15 protein-coding genes are annotated in these 16,842 nt (G+C 66.2%); 12 read left to right on the top strand and 3 right to left on the bottom strand.

The window, feature by feature from the left end:
• Positions 1-115: 115 nt before the first annotated feature.
• Complete coding sequence (locus AC07M7_RS19070) at positions 116-1,135, bottom strand: zinc-binding alcohol dehydrogenase family protein (RefSeq protein ID WP_495208053.1); 1,020 nt, start codon at positions 1,133-1,135, stop codon at positions 116-118.
• A 357-nt stretch (positions 1,136-1,492) separates the two neighbouring features.
• On the opposite strand from AC07M7_RS19070, the gene AC07M7_RS19075 reads away from it, so the two are divergent.
• The 4 genes from AC07M7_RS19075 (at position 1,493) to AC07M7_RS19090 (ending at position 4,583) form a co-directional block, all read left to right on the top strand.
• Positions 1,493-2,584, top strand: a complete 1,092-nt coding sequence (locus AC07M7_RS19075) for an OmpA family protein (protein WP_495208054.1) — start codon at positions 1,493-1,495, stop codon at positions 2,582-2,584.
• 229 nt (positions 2,585-2,813) lie between these two features.
• On the top strand, positions 2,814-3,332 hold the full coding sequence (locus tag AC07M7_RS19080; protein WP_046988125.1) for a hypothetical protein: 519 nt from the start codon (positions 2,814-2,816) through the stop codon (positions 3,330-3,332).
• A 20-nt stretch (positions 3,333-3,352) separates the two neighbouring features.
• Positions 3,353-4,159 (top strand): pseudouridine synthase, encoded by an 807-nt coding sequence (locus AC07M7_RS19085; RefSeq protein ID WP_253079321.1) that lies wholly within the window; start codon positions 3,353-3,355, stop codon positions 4,157-4,159.
• An 88-nt stretch (positions 4,160-4,247) separates the two neighbouring features.
• Entirely contained in the window at positions 4,248-4,583 is a 336-nt protein-coding gene (locus AC07M7_RS19090; protein WP_164209192.1) for a hypothetical protein, read from the top strand.
• A gap of 88 nt (positions 4,584-4,671) precedes the next feature.
• Here AC07M7_RS19090 and kbl read toward each other — a convergent pair whose 3' ends face one another.
• Entirely contained in the window at positions 4,672-5,880 is a 1,209-nt protein-coding gene (gene kbl, locus AC07M7_RS19095) for a glycine C-acetyltransferase (RefSeq protein WP_136639886.1), read from the bottom strand.
• 205 nt (positions 5,881-6,085) lie between these two features.
• Here kbl and AC07M7_RS19100 point away from each other — a divergent pair, with 205 nt between their 5' ends.
• Positions 6,086-6,781: a TorF family putative porin gene (locus AC07M7_RS19100; RefSeq protein WP_136639885.1), complete on the top strand. Its 696-nt coding sequence runs from the start codon at positions 6,086-6,088 to the stop codon at positions 6,779-6,781.
• A 131-nt stretch (positions 6,782-6,912) separates the two neighbouring features.
• Here the strand turns inward: AC07M7_RS19100 and tdh are convergent, their stop codons facing one another.
• Positions 6,913-7,935 (bottom strand): L-threonine 3-dehydrogenase, encoded by a 1,023-nt coding sequence (gene tdh, locus AC07M7_RS19105; RefSeq protein ID WP_032952044.1) that lies wholly within the window; start codon positions 7,933-7,935, stop codon positions 6,913-6,915.
• A 292-nt stretch (positions 7,936-8,227) separates the two neighbouring features.
• Between tdh and AC07M7_RS19110 the strand changes: the two genes are divergently transcribed.
• From AC07M7_RS19110 to AC07M7_RS19140, 7 genes are all read left to right on the top strand, one after another.
• Positions 8,228-10,390, top strand: coding sequence for a S46 family peptidase (locus AC07M7_RS19110; RefSeq protein WP_253079319.1), 2,163 nt, complete (start codon positions 8,228-8,230; stop codon positions 10,388-10,390).
• 200 nt (positions 10,391-10,590) lie between these two features.
• Positions 10,591-11,235 carry a histidine phosphatase family protein gene (locus AC07M7_RS19115; RefSeq protein ID WP_010483945.1) on the top strand — a complete coding sequence of 215 codons (645 nt, stop codon included), beginning with the start codon at positions 10,591-10,593 and terminating at the stop codon, positions 11,233-11,235.
• Between the two features lie 41 nt (positions 11,236-11,276).
• On the top strand, positions 11,277-12,548 hold the full coding sequence (gene folC, locus AC07M7_RS19120) for a bifunctional tetrahydrofolate synthase/dihydrofolate synthase (protein ID WP_495208055.1): 1,272 nt from the start codon (positions 11,277-11,279) through the stop codon (positions 12,546-12,548).
• An 81-nt stretch (positions 12,549-12,629) separates the two neighbouring features.
• Positions 12,630-13,670 carry an SPOR domain-containing protein gene (locus AC07M7_RS19125; RefSeq protein ID WP_136639882.1) on the top strand — a complete coding sequence of 347 codons (1,041 nt, stop codon included), beginning with the start codon at positions 12,630-12,632 and terminating at the stop codon, positions 13,668-13,670.
• A 46-nt stretch (positions 13,671-13,716) separates the two neighbouring features.
• Positions 13,717-14,496 carry a CvpA family protein gene (locus AC07M7_RS19130; protein ID WP_046982505.1) on the top strand — a complete coding sequence of 260 codons (780 nt, stop codon included), beginning with the start codon at positions 13,717-13,719 and terminating at the stop codon, positions 14,494-14,496.
• A gap of 30 nt (positions 14,497-14,526) precedes the next feature.
• Positions 14,527-15,993 carry an amidophosphoribosyltransferase gene (gene purF, locus AC07M7_RS19135; protein WP_495208056.1) on the top strand — a complete coding sequence of 489 codons (1,467 nt, stop codon included), beginning with the start codon at positions 14,527-14,529 and terminating at the stop codon, positions 15,991-15,993.
• A 9-nt stretch (positions 15,994-16,002) separates the two neighbouring features.
• The gene (locus AC07M7_RS19140; protein WP_495208057.1) at positions 16,003-16,827 is read left to right on the top strand and encodes a ferritin-like domain-containing protein; all 825 of its coding nucleotides are present in this window, start codon (positions 16,003-16,005) and stop codon (positions 16,825-16,827) included.
• Positions 16,828-16,842 lie beyond the last annotated feature (15 nt).

Consider the following 16,842-nt stretch of genomic DNA (forward strand, 5'->3'; position numbering starts at 1 on the left):
AGATACAGATGCAGGCCAATCCACCGCCACAGGCGGGCCGCACAGCCGAGCATGGGCTCGGCTCTACATCAGCATTCGAGCAAAGCCGAGTGTGGACGCGTTCCTACCCGACCGCTCACTCGCCCCAGCCCACCAGTGCCAGCTTGCCGAGCGTGCGTCCGCTGGCCAGGCGCTGATGCGCGATGTCCAGATTCGCCGCATTGATCGTGCCCAGCGTCTCACTGAGCGTGCCACGCAGCTGGCCGGCATCGATCATGCTGGCTGCGCGACTGAGGATGCGGTGCTGCTCGATGCGGTCGGCCGTGGCGAAGCGCGAGCGCGCGAACATGAATTCCCAGTGGATGCCGATGCACTTGGCTTTGTAGGGATCGCCGATACGCAGCGGGCCGCGCGGTTCGACGATGAGGCCGACATGTCCCTGCGGCGCCAGCAGCAGGCCCAGTTCGTCCCAATAGTGATCAGTGTCGGCCAGGTTGAGTGCGACCTGCACCGCATCGATGCCCAGTGACTGCAGTTGTGGCAGCAGCGGTTGCCGGTGGTCGATCACGTGCTGGGAACCCATTCGCCGGCACCAGTCGATCGAGGCCTCGCGGGATGCGGTGGCGATCACCTCGAAGCCTGCGTGACGGGCCAGCTGGATCGCCATCGAGCCGACGCCACCTGCGCCGCCGATCACCAGCAGGTGCTGGCCGGATTGGCGACGGTCATCCAGCCGCAGGGGCATCCGCTCGAACAGCAGTTCCCATGCGGTGAGGGTGGTCAGTGGCAATGCGGCGGCCTCGGCGAAGTCGAGGGTGGTCGGCTTGCGTGCGACCAGGCGCTCATCCACCAGCTGGTACTGCGCGTTGCAGCCGGGGCGGGTGACATCACCGGCGTAGTAGACCTCGTCACCGGAGGCGAACAGGCTGGCCTCGTCGCCGATCGCCTCGACCACGCCGGCGGCGTCCCAGCCGAGGACGCGGTGGGCATCGAGCGTGGCCGGATCGGTGGCGGCGCGCTGCTTGCTGTCGACGGGGTTGACCGAGACCGCCTCGACCCGCACCAACAGGTCGCGGCCGCCCGGAGGCAGCGGTGGAGGCAGATGAATATCGTGCAGGGCGGGGGCGGATTCACGACTCAGGGCGACGGCTTTCATCTCGGCTCCGGCTGGGTTCGTATCTGCATCATAAGGTTCCTCACCTTTCCGCAAACGCGCTGAATCGCGTGACGCAGTGTGTGGCGAAGAATGTCGCTTTTCGCACTTAAACCCCGTCAAACCCTTGCAGCGTGAGGGTCTTGCGGATTTTCATCATCCTGTATAGGGTTTCAACGTCGGACCGGTGGAGGGTCGGGCACAACACTTCACATGTTACGGGACTGTTAACATGACCTTCACCCGCCTGAGCATAATGTTCGCGGCGGTGGCGTGCTGAATCGGCTGTCGAGCTTCGACGCAGTAGTGCTGGCCCATGCCTCTACCGGTTTCATACCCCCGAAATAGGAGCTGTACTCAATGAACAAGAAGATCCTTACTGCCGCGCTGCTGGGTGGTCTGGCTTTCGCCCAGGCTGCTTCCGCGCAGGAGTTCGATGACCGCTGGTACCTGACCGGTTCGGCCGGCTTCAACTTCCAGGACAACGACCGTCTGACCAATGACGCTCCGTTCGTGACCCTGGGCCTGGGCAAGTTCATCAGCCCGAACTGGTCGCTGGACGGTGAGCTGAACTATCAGAACCCGAACTTCGATTCGAACAAGGACCTGAACTGGTCGCAGTACGGCGTCTCGCTGGACCTGCGTCGCCACTTCATCAAGGAAGGCCGCGGCTGGAACCCGTACATCGTCGGTGGCCTGGGCTACCAGAAGTCGGAAGAAGAGTACCCGGCGCTGAATGCCAATGGTCCGCGCCAGCGTAAGGACGGCAACGTTGCCGCCAAGCTGGGCGTCGGCCTGCAGACCACCTTCGAGAAGCGCGTTGCTGTCCGCGCCGAAGTGGCCTACCGCGCTGACTTCGACGACCAAAGCGTTGCCGCTCCGAAGGAAGACTGGTTCGGTGACGTGCTGGCTTCGGTCGGCGTCGTGATCCCGCTGGGCCCGGCCCCGGTGGCAGCTGTGCCGGCTCCGGCTCCGGTTGCCCCGAGCTGCGCCGACCTGGATGACGACGGTGACGGCGTCAACAACTGCGACGACAAGTGCCCGAACTCGCAGCCGGGTCAGACCATCGGTCCGGACGGTTGCCCGGTGCCGGTCTCCATCGACCTGAAGGGCGTCAACTTCGACTTCGACAAGTCGAACCTGCGTCCGGACGCCGTGGCGATCCTGAGCGAAGCCACCGAGATCCTGAAGCGTTACCCGGATCTGCGCGTTGAAGTCGCCGGTCACACCGACTCGAAGGGTACCGACGCTTACAACCAGAAGCTGTCGGAGCGTCGTGCTACCGCCGTGTACAACTACCTGACCAAGAACGGCGTTGACGCCGGTCGCCTGGTCGGCCCGATCGGCTACGGCGAGAGCCGTCCGATTGCCCCGAACACCAACCCGGATGGTTCGGACAACCCGGAAGGTCGCGCCAAGAACCGTCGTACCGAGCTGAACGTCCAGAACTAAGTTCTGACGCTCTGCCAGTAGGACACAGCAGGACCCGGCTTCGGCCGGGTCTTGTTGTTTCTGCGGCCTGGACTGTCCGGCCCCCCCGGAGTCGCCCGCTGACGGCCAACCGTTCGTCGGTAATTTTCTTCTAGAACCAATGAGTTGCCGTATTCATTGAAAGTGGCGCTTGAAAGCTGTCGCGGCATTGCTAAACTCGCCGCGTCACTTCCTTTCCTGGATGCCCTTCATGCTGCGCTCTGCATCGGCCGCCGTCCTGGCGCTGGCCCTGGTTCCCGCCGCCCACGCTGCGGTCGATTGCTCGGTCAACACCAGCGCCTCGCCGCTGCCGTTGCCGGCCACGACCATCGCACCGGTGGCTGACGAGCTGTACATCCGTGGCAACCAGCTGGGCATGCCGGCCGGCGTGCTGAGCGGCAACTACGATCCGTCGCAGTCGCTGGACCAGGTGCTGCAGCGTCTGCGCATTGATGGTTGCCAGAACATCGCCAAGGCCATTCCGAGTGCACCAGCGGTGAAGCCGAACGATCCGGCCGCCTACAAGCCGCAGACCGAGTTCGACAATACGCCGTGGCGCTTCGACATGAGCCAGAACGGCAAGCGCATGACCGCCGAGGAGTTCGACGCCTGGATGAAGGCGCGTGGTGTGCGCGTGGTCAAGGCGCGTCCGGCTCCGGCAGCGACCCCGGCAGCCACCCCGGCCGCAGCCGAAGTACCGGCTGAGACCAAGCCGGTCGACAAGAAGTAAGCGACGCGGGGAGCAGCGGCTTGCGCACGCGCCGCCCACCTGCCGCCCCCGCCGCCCGCTCCCACGCCCCGCGTGGGCGTGCGAACCCGAACGCCTCCAGTGGTGTGCGCCATGGCCTGGCGCGCGTGCTGTCCAAGGCCGGCGTGTGCTCGCGCAGCGAGGCCGCGCGCTGGATCGCCGAAGGGCGGGTACGCGTCTCTGGCCGCATCGTCCGTGATCCTGAATTTCCAATTGCCAGCCCGGCACCGCTGATCGAGGTCGACGGCCAGCCGATGGCTGCGCCGCAGCGCCTGTACCTGATGCTCAACAAGCCACGGGGCGTGGTCACTACCGCACAGGACGAGCGTGGACGTGACACGGTCTACCGTTGTTTCGATGGTGCCGGCCTGCCGTGGATCGCACCGGTCGGGCGCCTCGACAAGGCCAGTGAAGGCCTGCTGTTGTTCAGCAATGATCCGCAGTGGGCGGCGCATCTGACCGATCCGGAGACCGGGCCGCAGAAGACCTATCACGTGCAGGTGGACCGCCTGCCCGACCAGGACACCCTGGCCGCGTTGCGCGCCGGTGTCGAAGACGAGGGCGAGTTCCTGGTCGCCCTGGCCGTGCGCGTGCTGCGCAGCGGTGACAAGACCGCGTGGCTGGAGGTGGTCCTCGACGAGGGTCGCAACCGCCATATCCGTCGCCTGTTGGCGGCCTTCGACCTGCAGGTGCTGCGCCTGGTCCGGGTTGCGATCGGAGAGCTCACGCTCGGCGATCTCGGCAAGGGCCAGTGGCGGGTGCTTGAGGTCAGCGACCAGCAGCGGCTGGGGGCCGCTGCAACAGGCTGATCATCGCCTGCGGCCGGCAACTGCCGGTCACCGTTCCAGGCGTAGGGGGCGCCTGGTTGTTGAATTTCCCGAACGGAGCCTGCCCACCATGTACCACCCGACCCTCAACCAAACCCTGCGCTGCGCAGGCCTGCTGCTGCCGATGGTGCTGCTCACGGCCTGTGGCGGCCACAAGAAAGTGGCCAAGGCGGAAACGCCTGCCGAAACCCCGGTGGTGGAAGTGAAGACCCCGGAACTGGACGGTCGCGGCAGCTACCGCTTCCTGATGAGCAACGGCGACAAGAAGATGACCGCCGACGAATTCGATGCCTGGATGAAGGCCAACGGCATCCGCGTTGCCAAGGGCAACGGCCAGAATGCCGCTGCCAAGCCGGTGGTGGTGGCCAGCAAGGACGAGCCGAAGGGCAAGAAGAAAAAGAAATGACGCCTGTGGGTGTCGACCTTGGTCGACACGCCTTGACCGATGGGGTCAGAGCCCTTTCCGCAGGAAAGGGATCCGACCCCGGCCATGATCAACCCTTGATCACGCCCAGCTCGACGCCGATGCGGGTGAACGCATCGATGGCGCGATCCAGGTGGGCACGCGTATGCGCGGCGCTGATCTGGGTACGGATGCGGGCCTGGCCCTTGGGCACCACCGGGAAGAAGAAGCCGATCGCATAGATGCCTTCCTCAAGCAGGCGCTCGGCGAACTTCTGTGCAAGCGGTGCGTCGTACAGCATCACCGGGCTGATCGGGTGCACGCCCGGCTTCACGTCGAATCCGGCGGCGGTCATCTTTTCGCGGAAGTAAGCGGTGTTCTCGGCCAGGGCGCCGCGCAGGTCATCGGCGGCGGCCAGCATCTCGAATGCCTTGATGCCGGCAGCAACCACGTGCGGCGGCAGCGAGTTGGAGAACAGGTAGGGACGCGAGCGCTGGCGCAGCAGTTCGATCACTTCGGCGCTGGCGCAGGTGAAACCGCCCAGCGCACCGCCCATGGCCTTGCCCAGGGTGCCGGTGATGATGTCGATCTTTTCCAGCACGCCTTTCACCTCGGCCGAACCGCGGCCGGTGGCGCCAAGGAAGCCGGTGGCATGGCACTCGTCGATGTGCACCAGCGCGTTGTACTTCTTCGCCAGCGCGGTGATCTCGTCCAGCGGGGCGATGAAGCCGTCCATCGAGAACACGCCGTCGGTGGTGATCAGCTTGGTCTTGCAGCCGGCGGCATCCGCGGCCTGCAGCTGCGCTTCCAGGTCGGCCATGTCGCAGTTGGCATAGCGGAAGCGCTTGGCCTTGCACAGGCGCACGCCGTCGATGATCGAGGCATGGTTCAGCGCGTCGGAAATGATCGCGTCGTTCTCACCGAGCAGCGGCTCGAACAGGCCGCCGTTGGCGTCGAAGCAGGCCGCGTACAGGATGGTGTCCTGCTTGCCGAAGAAGCTGGCGATCTGGGCTTCCAGCTGTTTGTGCAGGTCCTGGGTGCCGCAGATGAAACGTACCGACGCCATGCCGAAGCCATGGCTGTCCAGTGCGTCCTTGGCCGCCTGGATCAGGTCCGGATGATCGGCCAGGCCCAGGTAGTTGTTGGCGCAGAAGTTCAGCACCGTGCGGCCGTCGTCGAGGGTGATCTCGGCCGACTGCGGGCTGGTGATGATCCGCTCGGACTTGAACAGGCCCTGGGCGCGGATGGCGTCCAGTTCCTCGGCATAGTGGCGGGTCAGGGCGGAGGAGGCGTCGGTCATGGCGTGGGCACGGTTCTGAACGGGGAAACCACTGATTCTACCGGGCATCGCCGCTCGCCAACCGGCCTTGGTGGGGCATCGCCACGGCCGGCACATGTTGCATCGCAATAGCAAACTGGTTAAGAATTCGTGAACCGGAGCTGTCGGGCTCCGGCCGCTACGCCCGCTCCTGCCTTCCACGCCACCGCCCCCACCGGAGACGCTCATGACGCACGCCCGTGCCTGCCTCGCCATTGCCGCTGCCCTGACCCTGGCCGCCCCGTTCGCCGCCAGCGCCCAGGAAAACGAATCGCCGTACAGCTGGAACGTCACCGCTGTTTCCGATTACCTGTTCCGTGGTGTGTCGCAGACCGATGAGGATCCGACCCTGCAGGCTGGCTTCACCTACACCAGCCCGGTCGGCCTGTATGCCGGCGTATGGGGCTCGGGCGTGGACTTCGGTGCAGGTGATCCGAAGACCGAGGTCGACTACCTGATCGGCTACGGCGTGGATGTCACCGAGCGCGTCAACTTCGACGTGCTGCTGAACCGCTACACCTACCTGAAGTCCAGCCACCAGAACTACAACGAGCTGATCACCACCACCACGCTGGATGACACCTACAAGCTGACGGTGGCCTACACCAACGATGTATGGAACAGCAGCACCGATGGCTGGTACTTCGGCCTGGGTGGCAGCTGGGGCCTGCCGAAGGACTTCACCCTGAATGCCAATGTCGGCCGCAGCACGTTTGAAGACGGCATCGCCAAGGATTACACCGACTGGAATGTCGGCGTTGAGCGCCAGTTCGGGATGGCCAAGGTCGGCCTGGGCTACTACGGCACCGACGGCAACGGCCGCGACAACTCCGGCAAGCTGGCCCACAGCCGCGTGATGCTGAGCGTGGCCATCGGTAAGTAACGCCGCAGGCGTTACGGTAGGTGCCAGGCTTGCCTGGCACGCTTTACGAAAAAGGCGCCCATCGGGCGCCTTTTTCAATTTCAAGGTGTGCCGAGCAAGCTCGGCACCCACTCATCGCGCGCGGCGAAGGGTCAATTCCAGCTCAAAACAACCTTGCCGGCCTTGCCTTCTTCCATCAGGTCGAAGCCCTTCTGGAAGTCGTCGATCGGCAGCTGGTGGGTCATCACCTTGCCGAGCGGGAAGCCGGACAGCACCAGCTGGGTCATCTTGTACCAGGTCTCGTACATCTTGCGGCCGTAGATGCCCTGCACGGTCAGGCCCTTGAAGATGATCTTGTCCCAGTCGCAGCCGGCGCCCTTGGGCATGATGCCGAGCATGGCGATCTTGCCGCCGTGGTACATGCAGTCGAGCATGTCGTTGAACGCACGCGGGTTGCCGCTCATTTCCAGGCCCACGTCGAAGCCCTCCATGTGCAGTTCCTTCATCACGTCCTTCAACGAGGTGTTGGCGACGTTGACCACGCGGGTGGCGCCCATGTCGGCGGCCAGCTTCAGGCGGAAATCGTTGACGTCGGTGACCACCACGTTGCGTGCGCCGATGTGCTTGCAGATGCCTGCGGCGATGATGCCAATCGGGCCAGCGCCAGTGATCAGCACGTCTTCACCGATCACGTTGAACTCCAGCGCGCAGTGCGCGGCGTTGCCGTACGGATCGAAGAACGCGGCCAGCTCGGACGGAATCTGGTCCGGGATCGGCCACAGGTTGCTGGCCGGCATCACCATGTATTCGGCGAACGCGCCGTTGACGTTGACGCCGATGCCGACGGTGTTCGGGCACAGGTGCGGGCGGCCGCCACGGCAGTTGCGGCAATGGCCGCAGACGATGTGGCCTTCGGCCGAGACGCGCTGGCCGATCTCGTAGCCGGTCACGCCCGGGCCGATCTCGGCGATGCGGCCGACGAACTCATGGCCGATGGTCAGGCCCGGCTTGATCGTGCGCTGGCTCCATTCGTCCCACAGGTAGATGTGCAGGTCGGTACCGCAGATCGCGGTCTTTTCCAGCTTGATCAACACCTGGTTGGGGCCCGGGGTAGGCACCGGAACCTCTTCCATCCAGATGCCCTTGGCTGCTTCGCGCTTGACCAGGGCCTTCATCGTTTGCTGCGCCATCGGGGTGGAACTCATCAGGGGGAAAACGCGGATTATAGAGGCCCGCGCGGAATTCCCATGTTGCGCTGCGGGTGCAGTGGCGGAACGAAAGGCGTGTGCTGGCGGGCGTTTCGAACGTGGCCGCTGTGCTCGCCGGGCCATGCCCGGTGGATGCGCGGGTGCCAACCAAGGTTGGCTGCTACCGGGGCATCGGTGAGCCAGGTCCATGACTTCCGGGGTTCGGGGCGGGGCAGGGCGGCGGGCTACAATCGAAGGTTCCACTACCAGGGGCCGCTCCATGCGCTCGAACCTGCTTGCATTCTCCATCGTCGCCAGCCTCGGGCTGGCCCAGGTCGCCCATGCCGCTGAAGGCATGTGGGTGCCGCAGCAGCTGCCGGAAATCGCCGGCCCGCTGCAGAAGGCCGGCCTGAAGCTGTCCCCGGAACAGCTGTCCAACCTGACCGGCGACCCGATGGGCGCCGTCGTCGCCCTCGGCGGCTGCACCGCCAGCTTCGTCTCGCCGCAGGGCCTGGTGGTCACCAACCACCACTGCGCTTATGGCGCCATCCAGCTGAATTCGACTGCGCAGAAGAACCTGATCAAGGACGGCTTCAACGCGCCGACCCTGAAGGATGAACTGAGCGCCGGCCCGAACGCCCGCGTGTTCGTGCTCGACCAGATTACCGACGTCACCACCCAGGCCAAGGCCGCCATCGCTGCCGCCGGCAACGACCCGCTGGCCCGCAGCCGCGCGTTGGACGCCTTCGACAAGGCACAGGTCGCCGCCTGTGAAGCCGACGCCGGCTTCCGCTGCCGCCTGTACAGTTTCTCCGGTGGCAACACCTACCGCCTGTTCCGCAACATGGAAATCAAGGACGTGCGCCTGGTCTACGCGCCCCCGGGCAGCGTCGGCAAGTTCGGTGGCGACGTCGACAACTGGATGTGGCCGCGCCACACCGGTGATTTCTCGTTCTACCGCGCCTATGTAGGCAAGGATGGCAAGCCGGCCGCCTTCGCCGCCGACAACGTGCCGTACCAGCCCAAGCACTTCCTGAAGTTCGCCGACCAGCCGCTGGGTGCCGACGACTTCGTGATGGTGGCCGGCTACCCAGGCCGCACCAACCGCTACGCACTGGCCGGCGAGTTCAACGAAACCGCCAGCTTCACCTACCCGACCATCGCCAAGCACTACAACGCAGTGCTGAAGATGATCGCCGATGCCGGCAAGGCCGACGCCGACGTCAAGGTGAAGTACGCCGCCACTGCCGCCAGCATGAACAACGTGGCCAAGAACTACCTGGGCCAGCTGGAAGGCTTCAAGCGCATCGACGCCGCCGGCCAGAAGCAGGCGGAAGAAGCCGCCGTGCTCGCCTGGCTGAAGAAGCAGGGTGCTGCCGGCAAGCCGGCCCTGGCCGCACACGCGCAGCTGCTCAAGCATCTGGATACCAGCAAGTCCACCCGCGAACGCGACCTGTTCGTCGGTCAGTTCAACAACACCTCGGCCGTCGGCGCGGCGATCACCTTGTACCGCCTGTCGATCGAGCGCAGCAAGCCGGATGCCGAACGCGAAGCTGGTTACCAGGAACGCGACCTGACCACCATCGAAGGCGGTCTGAAGCAGATGGATCGCCGCTACGTGGCGAAGATGGACCAGCAGTTGCAGGCCTACTGGCTGGACCAGTACGTGGCTCTGCCGGCCGCGCAGCGCGACAACGAAGTGCTGAACAAGTGGCTTGCCGGCAGCGATGCCGCTGCGGTGAAGTCGCTGGTGGCCAAGCTGGGCGGCACCGAGCTGGGCAGCCTGGACACCCGCCTGAAGTGGTTCAAGGCCGACCGCGCTGCGTTCGAAGCCAGCAACGATCCGGCCATCCAGTACGCCGTTGCGGTCATGCCGGCGCTGCTGAAGCAGGAAGAGCAGAAGAAGATCCGCGAAGGCGAATCGCTGACCGCACGTCCGCTGTACCTGCAGGCGGTGGCCGATTACAAGAAGAGCCAGGGCGAGTTCGTCTATCCGGATGCCAACCTGTCGCTGCGCATCACCTTCGGCAACGTCATGGGGTACGGCAAGGACGGCGTGAAGTACACCCCGTTCACCACCCTGGAAGGCGTGGCGGCGAAGGAAACCGGTGAAGATCCGTTCGATTCGCCGAAGGCCCTGCTCGATGCGGTCAAGGCCAAGCGTTACGGCGGCCTGGAAGATAAGCGCATTGGTTCGGTGCCGGTGAACTTCCTGTCCAACCTGGACATTACCGGCGGCAACTCGGGTTCGCCGGTGCTGGATGCCAACGGCAAGCTGGTGGGCCTGGCCTTCGACGGCAACTGGGAATCGGTCAGCTCCAACTGGGTGTTCGACCCGGTGATGACCCGCATGATCGCCGTGGACAGCCGCTACATGCAGTGGATCATGCAGGAAGTGGCGCCGGCGCCGCAGCTGCTGAAGGAACTGAACCTGGCGAAATAAACCGGTTGCGGTAGTGCCGGCCGCTGGCTGGCAACCTCGACCAGATAGCCGGAGTTTCCGAAACCCCGCGACCTACGTCGCGGGGTTTTTTCATGCCCGGCCCGGCCGGGTCCGCCGAACAGGTATCATCCCTGTTCCGTGGACTTCACAGGATGTGAACGAAACGCGGAAACCTCCTCCCCCCAGGACCCCTTGCACGCATGCGCATCCTGCTTGCCCGCCACGGTGAAACGCCGTGGAACGCCGAAGGCCGCTACCAGGGCCAGATCGATATTCCGCTTTCGCCGATCGGCGAAGCTCAGGCCCAGGCCCTCGGTGCCCGCCTGGCTTCGGTCGACATCACCCGTGCGGTGGCCTCGCCGCTGTCGCGCGCCCAGCGCACCGCGCAGCTGGCGCTTGGCGCCGCGCGTGCCGACATGCTGCTGACCGAGCCGGAGCTGCAGGAAATCGCGCACGGTGAGTGGGAAGGCCTGCTCGCCAGCGAGATCAACGAGAAGGACCCGTCGCGCCTGCAGGCCTGGCGCGAGGAGCCCGATACCGTGCTGATGCCCGGCGGCGAATCGCTGCGCCTGGTGCTGGAACGCAGCTGGCGTGGCCTGGCCCGTGCCACCGAAGGTCTCGGCGAGCACGACACGCTGCTGGTGGTTGCCCATGACGCGGTCAACCGCGTGATCCTGTGCAAGGTGCTGGGCCTGCCGATTTCCCGCCTGTGGACCTTCCGCCAGGCGCCGACCACGCTCAACCTGCTCGAAGGCGCCGATCTGGACAGCCTGGAAGTGGTGCGCCTGAACGACTGCGCCCACCACACGCCGTTCTTCGGCGAAGCCAAGCACCGCGCACTCTGACCCGCCACACCGAACCACCTGTACCTGCTGGAAGCACTGCCGTGACGAACACCCCGACCACCCTGGCCGATTGGCTGGATTACATTGAACGCCAGCACCCGGCGAGCATCGACATGGGACTGGAGCGCGTGCGCACCGTTGCCACCGCGATGGGCCTGGGTGCACCGGCCGGGCGCACCATCGTGGTCGGTGGCACCAACGGCAAGGGGTCCACCGTGGCCTTCATCGAGTCCATCGCGCGTGCTGCCGGCTGGAAGGTCGGCGCCTACACCTCGCCGCACCTGCTGCGCTACAACGAACGTGTACGCATCGATGGCCAGGATGTCGACGATGCGGCGCTGGGTGCTGCGTTCAATGCCGTCGAAGCGGCGCGCGGTGACACCACGCTGACCTATTTCGAGTACGGCACGCTCGCTGCGCTGCAGCTGTTTGCCGACGCCGGGCTGGATCTGGCCGTGCTGGAAGTGGGCCTCGGTGGCCGCCTGGACGCGGTCAACATCGTCGACGCCGATGTATCGGTGATCACCACCGTGGACATCGATCACGCCGAATGGCTGGGCGATGACCGCGAAGCCATCGGTACCGAGAAGGCCGGCATCATCCGCGGCTGGAAGCCGGTGATCCTGGGTGAGACCGATCCGCCATCAAGCGTGCTGGCGCGTGCCTACCTGGTGGGTGCCAACGCGATCCGCGGCGGCAGCGACTACTTCTACGAGCCGATCGATGCCCAGCGCTGGCGCTGGCGCGATGTCGGTACCCGTCTGGAGCTGCCGACCCCGGCGCTGGCCGGGCCGATCCAGCTGGCCAATGCCGGTGCTGCGATCGCTGCACTGCGTGCGCTGGACAAGCCGGTGCCGCGCGCCGCGTGGGCCGAAGGCGTGGCCGCCGCCCGCATCGCCGGCCGCCTGCAGGCGTTCGAGCGTGACGGCGTGCAGATCCGCGTGGACGTGGGCCACAACCCGCAGGCCGCCGGCCAGCTGGCGCGCGCGCTGAAGGCCGAGGCGGTACCTGGGCGCACCCTGGCGGTGTACGCCGCGCTGCAGGACAAGGACGCGCTGGGCGTGGTGCAGGCACTGCAGGACGTGGTGGGCGAGTGGACCCTGGCCGGCCTGGACGGCCCGCGTGGGCAGAGCGCGGCGCAGCTGCAGGCGCGCCTGGCCGATACCGCTGCCGCTGCCGCACAGCTGTCCGACAGCGTCGAACAAGCGCTGGCGCAGGTGCTGGCCCAGGCCAAGCGCGGTGACCGGGTGCTGGTGTTCGGCTCGTTCCACACCGCCGCCGCGGCCCTGCAGTGGCTGCAGGACCCGGCCTGATCCACGTTCAGCCAACGCCGACGCCGTCCGGTCCGGCACCCGTATAATCGACCGCAACCCCCGGACAGTTGCCTGCCTCACGTGGATACGCCTCTGAAACAGCGTCTGATTGGTGCCATCGTGCTGGTAGCGCTGGCCGTGATTTTCCTGCCGATGCTGGTCAAGGGGCCGGCCCCGGACAGTGGCGTGGCCAATGTGCCGATCGCCGCGCCGGATGCGCCAGCCGATGGCCAGTTCGAAACCCGCGAACTGCCGCTGGTTGCGCCGGCGGGCGGTGCCACCGGCCTGCAGACCGGCCAGACCAAGCCGCTGCCGGATGCTGCCGCACCGGCCACGCCGCCGACCGTGGACACCTCGCCTGCGGTGGCCGCCGGCAACTACGCGGTCACCTTCGGTGCCTACGGCAGCAAGGCCGACGCCGATGCGGTGATTGCCTACCTGAAGCGTTCGCAGCTGCCGGGCTTCGCTGAGAGCGCCACCATCAACGGCCGCCAGGCATGGCGCGTGCGGGTCGGGCCGTATGCCGACCGTGCCCAGGCCGAGGCGGCCCGGCTGCAGGCGGTGAAGATCCGTGCGGATGTGAAGGCTGAGGTTATTGCTCTGGATGCGGCGACGGGCGGCAACGCCGCAGTTGCCGCCACTCCGGCGCCTGCGCCGGCGAGTGCGAGCACCCCGGCGGCAGCCACCGCACCCTCGGCCAATGGCAATCCGGTGCGCAGCGAAAGCCTGCCGCCGAGCACGCCGACTGCCACCACCACCCCGGTGGCCAAGCCGGAGCCGCCGAAGCCGGCACCGAAGCCGGAAGCCAAGCCTGAGCCCAAGCCGGAAACCGCGGCCAGCAAGCCGACGACGGCGCCGGCCACGCCTGCAGCCCCGGCCGCCAGTGGCGTCGGCTTCGCGGTGCAGCTGGGCGCTTTCGGCCAGGCCAACGATGCCAATGCCCTGCGCGACAAGGTCCGCGCCGCTGGCTTCAGCGCCTTCGTCGAGCAGGTGCGTACCGACAAGGGCACCCTGCATCGTGTCCGCGTCGGACCGGTGGCCAACCGCGCCGACGCCGAACAGCTGAAGGCGCAGGTCGCCGCCAAGGTCGGCGTGGCCGGCATGGTGCGACCGCACCCATGACCCACGCGCAGCCCCGTTGCCAGCGCCGCCGAAGGAGCGGGGCGCCATGATCGACGTGGTGCTGCTGATCGTGATCGCCGCCTCGGCCCTGCTGGGGATGCTGCGCGGCTTCGTCGGCATCGTCATCGGCACCCTGTCGTGGCTGTTGGCCGCGTGGGCCGCCTTCGCCTTCGGCAATGACGCGGCCCACTGGTGGGCCGCACCGGCCGCACCGGGCGGCGAGCACTTCGTCGGTGGCTACCTGGGCGTCGGCATCGGCGTGATGATCGTGGTCGCGGTGATCGGCATGGTCATCAAGGCCATGGTCCATCGCAGCATGCTGACCAGCCTGGACCGCCTGCTGGGCGGCGTGCTGGGCGTTGTCCGTGGCGGCCTGATCGCCGCGATCCTGCTGCTGCTGGGCAGTTTCACTCCGCTGACCGCCGAGCCCTCCTGGCAGCGTTCGGCGGTGCGCCCACTGCTGAACCCCACCGTGGCTTGGATGAACAGCAAGCTGCCGCACTGGGAGGTTCCCGGGGCCGATCTGCTGCCCAAGGCCTTGCCGACCGACGCGCTGTCCCCATCTGCATTGATGGAGTTGGGCAAGAATGCAGGCGCCGGGTTGGGAAAGCCGGGCGCGGCAGGCGATAATGGCATCCTCAATCAGGTAGTGGCAGGCAGCGGATGGCTGCGGCCTGCGAAAGCGGAACAGGGCGATTCCTACGATCCGGCCGAAGTGCGTCCGGACGCCCCAGCACTGCCGGACAGTATCGAGCCGGGCGATCCGGCCAATGTCGACCGCGCGCGCGGCGACCACCGCGGCCAGGTACGGCCACCTTCCTTGTAACTGGGCACAGCCCAGCGGAGACCTCGCACCATGTGTGGCATCGTCGGAATCGTCGGCAACCAGAACGTCGCCGGGCAGTTGTATGACGGCTTGACCGTTCTCCAGCATCGCGGCCAGGATGCGGCGGGCATCGCCACCGTCAATGGCAGCCGCCTGCGGGTGCAGAAGGCCACGGGCCTGGTCCGCGATGTGTTCGATGCACGCACCATGTCCACCCTGGAAGGCAGCGTCGGCATCGCCCATGTGCGTTACCCGACCGCCGGCTCGGAAGGCATGGACGAGGCACAGCCGTTCTACGTCAATTCGCCCTACGGCATCGCGCTGGCCCACAACGGCAACCTGATCAACACCGAGGCGCTGCGCCAGCAGGTGTTCGAGCAGGATCGCCGCAACGTCAACACCGATTCGGACAGCGAAGTGCTGCTGAACGTGTTCGCCTACGAACTGGAGCAGCAGCGCCAGCTCAGCCCGGAAGCCGCGATCCGCGCGGTGGCCGGCGTGCACCGTCGCTGCAAGGGCGGTTATGCGGTGGTCAGCGTGGTGCTGGGCCTGGGCCTGGTCGCCTTCCGCGATCCGCATGGCATCCGTCCGCTGGTGCTGGGCAGGCGCAGCCACGCCGAGGGTGACGAGTACATCGTCGCTTCCGAATCGGCTGCGCTGGACGTGCTGGGCTTCCAGCGCGTGCGCGATGTGCAGCCGGGCGAAGCGCTGGTGATCACCGCGCGTGGCGAGCTGTTCTCGGAGATCTGTGCCGAGCCGGCCGAGCACACCCCGTGCATCTTCGAATACGTGTACTTCGCGCGCCCGGATTCGATGATCGACAACGTCTCGGTGCACAAGGCGCGCATGCGCATGGGCATCAAGCTGGGCGAGAAGATCCTGCGGCTGCGCCCGGACCACGACATCGACACCATCATCCCGATTCCGGATACCTCGCGCGATGCCGCGCTGGAGATCTCCAACGTGCTTGGGGTGAAGTACCGCGAAGGCTTCATCAAGAACCGCTACATCGGCCGCACCTTCATCATGCCGGGCCAGGGTGAGCGGGTGAAGTCGGTGCGCCGCAAGCTCAACCCGATCCACCTGGAGTTCCGCAACCGCGTGGTGCTGCTGGTGGACGACTCGATCGTGCGTGGCACCACCAGCCAGCAGATCGTGCAGATGGCCCGTGATGCGGGCGCACGCAAGGTCTACCTGGCCAGTGCGGCACCGCCGGTGCGTTACCCGAACATCTACGGCATCGACATGCCGGCGGCCGAAGAGCTGGTCGCGCATAACCGTACCGTGGAAGAGATCGAAGCCCACCTGGGCTGTGACTGGCTGATCTACCAGGACCTGGAAGACATGGAAGCGGCAGTGAGCGAGGGCAACCCGGCGCTGCGCAACTTCGATTCGTCCTGCTTCAATGGCCATTACCCGACCGGCATCGAGCCGGGCTACTTCGAGCGCATCCAGCAACTGCGTTCGGATGACGCCAAGCACAAGCGCCGCGCCTGAGGTCCAGGCGTGGTTGACGTGCCCGACGTCGGTGGCGATCTGCTGCGCGCCGCGCAGCAGTGCCTGGCGGAAGCCGACCCGCTGCGCAAGGTTGCGCTGACCCAAGCTTATGCGGCCGCGTTCCGTGCTGGCCGCCTGAAGGTGGCGGCCGATGCGCCGCCGCCCGAGCCGATCCGCATGCCGGGCCGGCCGGCGCAGCTGGTACTGGTGCATCCGCGCGAAGTGCCGCGGCGCGGGCTGGGCGGCGTGGAAGGGCGGGCTGCCTTCATCCATGCCATCGCCCACATCGAACTCAACGCGATCGACCTGGCCTGGGATGCGGTGTATCGCTTCCGTGGCCTGCCGTCGGCGTTCCTTGCCGATTGGGTGAGTTGTGCCGACGACGAATCCCGACACTTCATGCTGCTGCGCGAACGCCTGCAGGCACACGGCCATGATTACGCCGATTTCCCCGCGCACAACGGCTTGTGGGAGATGTGCGAAAAGACTGCGCATGACGGCCTGGCACGCATGGCATTGGTGCCGCGGGTACTGGAAGCACGTGGCCTGGACGTGACTCCGGGCATGATCGAGAAACTGCGCAATGTCGGTGACGCTGAAACCGCCGACGTGCTGGAGGTGATCCTGCGTGAGGAAGTGGCGCACGTCGCTGCGGGTTCGCGCTGGTTCCGCTGGTATTGCGACCGTGCCGGTATCGAGCCGCGCGCACGCTTCAAGGAGCTGCTGGTCGAATACGCTGGCGGCTATCTGTATGGCCCCTTCAATCTGGAGGCGCGACTGCTGGCCGGCTTCGATGCCGACGAACTGGCCAACCTGGTCGAGCAGGCCGGCTGAAAAAAGGGACGGAGG

The organism is Stenotrophomonas sp. GW821-FHT09E08, from assembly GCF_059416125.1.

What these genes read in the sequence shown, in the direction of transcription:
- AC07M7_RS19070 (WP_495208053.1), bottom strand. Translation starts at nt 1,135, where the DNA reads ATGAAAGCCGTCGCCCTGAGTCGTGAATCCGCCCCCGCCCTGCACGAT.
- AC07M7_RS19075 (WP_495208054.1), top strand. Translation starts at nt 1,493, where the DNA reads ATGAACAAGAAGATCCTTACTGCCGCGCTGCTGGGTGGTCTGGCTTTC.
- AC07M7_RS19080 (WP_046988125.1), top strand. Translation starts at nt 2,814, where the DNA reads ATGCTGCGCTCTGCATCGGCCGCCGTCCTGGCGCTGGCCCTGGTTCCC.
- AC07M7_RS19090 (WP_164209192.1), top strand. Translation starts at nt 4,248, where the DNA reads ATGTACCACCCGACCCTCAACCAAACCCTGCGCTGCGCAGGCCTGCTG.
- kbl (WP_136639886.1), bottom strand. Translation starts at nt 5,880, where the DNA reads ATGACCGACGCCTCCTCCGCCCTGACCCGCCACTATGCCGAGGAACTG.
- AC07M7_RS19100 (WP_136639885.1), top strand. Translation starts at nt 6,086, where the DNA reads ATGACGCACGCCCGTGCCTGCCTCGCCATTGCCGCTGCCCTGACCCTG.
- tdh (WP_032952044.1), bottom strand. Translation starts at nt 7,935, where the DNA reads ATGAAGGCCCTGGTCAAGCGCGAAGCAGCCAAGGGCATCTGGATGGAA.
- AC07M7_RS19110 (WP_253079319.1), top strand. Translation starts at nt 8,228, where the DNA reads ATGCGCTCGAACCTGCTTGCATTCTCCATCGTCGCCAGCCTCGGGCTG.
- AC07M7_RS19115 (WP_010483945.1), top strand. Translation starts at nt 10,591, where the DNA reads ATGCGCATCCTGCTTGCCCGCCACGGTGAAACGCCGTGGAACGCCGAA.
- AC07M7_RS19130 (WP_046982505.1), top strand. Translation starts at nt 13,717, where the DNA reads ATGATCGACGTGGTGCTGCTGATCGTGATCGCCGCCTCGGCCCTGCTG.
- purF (WP_495208056.1), top strand. Translation starts at nt 14,527, where the DNA reads ATGTGTGGCATCGTCGGAATCGTCGGCAACCAGAACGTCGCCGGGCAG.